Consider the following 3,374-nt stretch of genomic DNA (forward strand, 5'->3'; position numbering starts at 1 on the left):
GTGGAGAGTGAATAGTGGATAGCGATTTGCGCTCGTCGGGAAACCCGACAGGTTAGCAAATCAAGACAGTGGTTAGAGAGTTTGGACGGAAGCGTCCTATTTCCAGTGGTGATTTCTGTTCGATTCAAGTGCTACTCGATGGTAGCTCTAGTCATTTACGAGCCACTATCCACTATCCACTATTCACTCTCTTACCCCCGTTTCCAGTTAACTTTCGGCAGAATGTGCGATCGATCGACGCGATGCTGGTATTTGACGGCAAAATTCAGCAGCGAATCTAGGAGCGAGTCTGAGAGGAAGTGTGGTTGGAGTCCCAGGTTGAGGAGATTGGTATTTTTGGCATTGAAGTAATGTTCTTCAGCTTCGACGCGGGGATTATCGATGGTATTAATCTCCACATCCAATCCGAGCGATATCCCTGCCTGCTTGACTTTCAGGGCGAGATCGTTGATGCTAAACATCTCGGTAAACTGGTTGAAAACACGAAACTCGCCAGATTTGGCAGGATTGGCGATCGCGAGTTCGACACAACGGATGGTATCGCGGATATCTAGGAATGTGCGAGTTTGACCGCCTTTACCATAGACTGTGAGTGGGTGTCCGATCGCGGCTTGAATGCAGAAGCGATTGAGAGCAGTACCGTATACGGCATCGTAGTCGAGACGGTTGATGAGCATTTCATCCATCCCTGTTTCTTCGGTGAGTACCCCGTAGACGACACCTTGATTGAGATCTGTCGCGCGCAAGCCCCAAACTTTACAAGCAAACTGGATGTTATGGCTATCGTGAACCTTGCTCAAGTGGTAGAAACTACCCGGCTGCTTGGGATAGGGTAAAGTATCAGTACGACCGTTATGCTCGATCGTGATATAACCTTCTTCGATATCGATGTTGGGCGTCCCATATTCACCCATCGTGCCTAGTTTCACTAAATGACACTCTGGGAAATCGTCCCGCAACGCGTATAACAGGTTGAGATTCCCGATGACGTTATTCGTCTGAGTTAGCACCGCATGTTCTCTGTCAATCATCGAAAATGGTGCCGAACGCTGTTCGCCAAAGTGGACGACAGCTTCTGGTTGAAATTCTCGTAAAGATTTTTGCAAGAAATCGTAGTTGTTGATGTCCCCAACAAACAAATCGATCTCTTTACCAGTCAATTTTTCCCATTTTTGAATCCGCTGGTGGATGCTGGAGATCGGCGTAAGTGTCTCTACTCCTAGTTCTAGATCCCAATGCCGCCTGACCAAACTATCCAAAATCCCAACATCATACCCCCGGTTGGACAGGTACAGCGCAGTTGCCCACCCACAATAACCATCACCACCAATTACCAGGACTTTCATAAATACACAAGAGTAGAGTTATCAATTTTATGAGCCAGTATTCGCCCAATGTATCAGGCCAAGTGCAAACAAGTAAACCACGATCGTCAAAAAACCAGGTTAAGAACGAGTTAAGCTCTACCCCAAAATCAGCTATATAGCTGAAAACATCCTGAAAAATACGCAAAAATCACTCTCATCATCGATTCTCCACAGGATCGACTGCACCAAGACAAGACAGAGGCTCCGCCAATGAAAATCATCGCCGCACTATGACAAACAGCCATCTTAATACGTCCATCGGTCGCCACACGATCGTGCCACCGGGCAAAAAAATCGATCTCAAGGATTACGATCCCGCAGATACAGACAACTTCGCGAGCAAAGAAGCAGCTCAACTCGAATTAGCGGCGGGAATCAAGCAATTAGCAGAGTATCAAAATATTCTCTATGCTCAAAATAAATTTTCTGTCTTGATTATCTTCCAGGCAATGGATGCGGCTGGCAAGGATAGTACCATCAAACATGTGATGTCTGGTATCAATCCTCAAGGTTGTCAAGTATTTAGTTTCAAGAGTCCCTCAACCGAAGAATTAGACCACGATTATTTATGGCGGACTCATAAAGCTTTGCCCGAACGAGGTCGCATTGGCATCTTCAATCGATCGTACTATGAAGAAGTCCTGATCGTGCGCGTTCACCCCGAACTCCTGGCCGCACAAAACTTGCCAAATATCGATCGCAAGCATATCTGGACGCGAAGATTTCAAGAAATCAACGATTTCGAGCGATATCTAACCAATAATGGTACTGTCATCCTCAAGTTCTTTTTACATGTTTCTAAAAAAGAGCAAAAGCAGCGGTTTCTAGAGCGAATTAACGAACCAGAAAAACACTGGAAATTTAGTGCCCAAGATATCAAAGAACGTGCTTATTGGGATGAGTATCAAGCGGCATATACAGATATCTTCAACCATACTAGTACCGAAGTCGCCCCATGGTACATCATTCCTGCCGATCGCAAATGGTTTACGCGTCTAGCCGTATCAGATATCATCTGCAATCGCCTCCAACAAATGGAGTTAGCTTATCCTAAAATTAGTGAGAATCAACTAGCACAACTAGCAATTGCTAAGAAGACGCTAGAGCAGGAAGATTAGTTGGGAGTTGGGAGTTGAGAGTATTGAAGAGTGGATGGTGAATAGTGGATAGTGAATAGTGGATTGCAAGTTTAGACACAAGTATCGAGTTAATAACTGCTCTGAGTCCCCTCGTCCCCCAGTCCCCCAGTCTACCCCTCTGACAACGCCCTGCTTGGTGCGCTGTCTTGTCTCGCTAAACCGTCGGCTTTGCCGACGAGCGCGCATCCGCAACTCCCAACTCCCAACTCCCAACTCCCAACTCCATGACTAAAATCGCCGATTTACGCAAAAACTACACTCAGGCTGGATTACTAGAATCAGATGTCGTTGCCAATCCCTTCGAGCAGTTTCAACTGTGGTTCGAGCAAGCTGTCGCGGCGGATATATTAGAACCAAATGCGATGACTCTAGCCACTGTCACGGCGGAGGGTAAACCTTCCGCTCGCGTCGTGCTGCTCAAAGCTGTTGACGAGCGCGGATTTGTGTTTTATACCAATTACAACAGCCAAAAAGGTGTCGAACTGCAAAATTGTCCTTATGCGGCGTTAGTCTTCTTGTGGGGCGATTTAGAGCGGCAAGTACGAGTTGAGGGACGGGTAGAGCTGGTCTCAGAATCAGAAGCGAATGACTATTTTCACAGTCGTCCACCCAGTAGCCAATTAGGTGCTTGGGCGTCAGAACAAAGTACGATAATTCACGATCGATCCGTCCTCGAACAAAGATTACAACAACTCGCAGCCGAGTATCAAAATCGAGAAATTCCCAAACCGCCGCATTGGGGTGGCGTGCGGGTGATTCCTCAGGAAATCGAGTTCTGGCAAGGTCGTCCTAGTCGCCTTCACGATCGGTTGCGCTATCAATTAGTTGCAGGTAAATGGCAGATAGATAGGCTTTCACCGTGAGGTGA

At 46.9% G+C, this 3,374-nt stretch carries 3 protein-coding genes; 2 read left to right on the top strand and 1 reads right to left on the bottom strand.

The window, feature by feature from the left end; translation table 11 throughout:
- Positions 1–191: 191 nt before the first annotated feature.
- Entirely contained in the window at positions 192–1,346 is a 1,155-nt protein-coding gene (locus C7B77_RS26520) for an NAD-dependent epimerase/dehydratase family protein (RefSeq protein ID WP_106312062.1), read from the bottom strand.
- Between the two features lie 251 nt (positions 1,347–1,597).
- On the opposite strand from C7B77_RS26520, the gene C7B77_RS26525 reads away from it, so the two are divergent.
- Positions 1,598–2,485, top strand: coding sequence for a polyphosphate kinase 2 family protein (locus tag C7B77_RS26525; RefSeq protein WP_106312065.1), 888 nt, complete (start codon positions 1,598–1,600; stop codon positions 2,483–2,485).
- Between the two features lie 245 nt (positions 2,486–2,730).
- Positions 2,731–3,369 (top strand): pyridoxamine 5'-phosphate oxidase, encoded by a 639-nt coding sequence (gene pdxH / locus C7B77_RS26530; RefSeq protein ID WP_106312068.1) that lies wholly within the window; start codon positions 2,731–2,733, stop codon positions 3,367–3,369.
- Positions 3,370–3,374: the final 5 nt, after the last annotated feature.

Origin of the sequence: Chamaesiphon polymorphus CCALA 037 (genome assembly GCF_003003845.1) — a bacterium.
Lineage (GTDB): Bacteria > Cyanobacteriota > Cyanobacteriia > Cyanobacteriales > Chamaesiphonaceae > Chamaesiphon > Chamaesiphon polymorphus.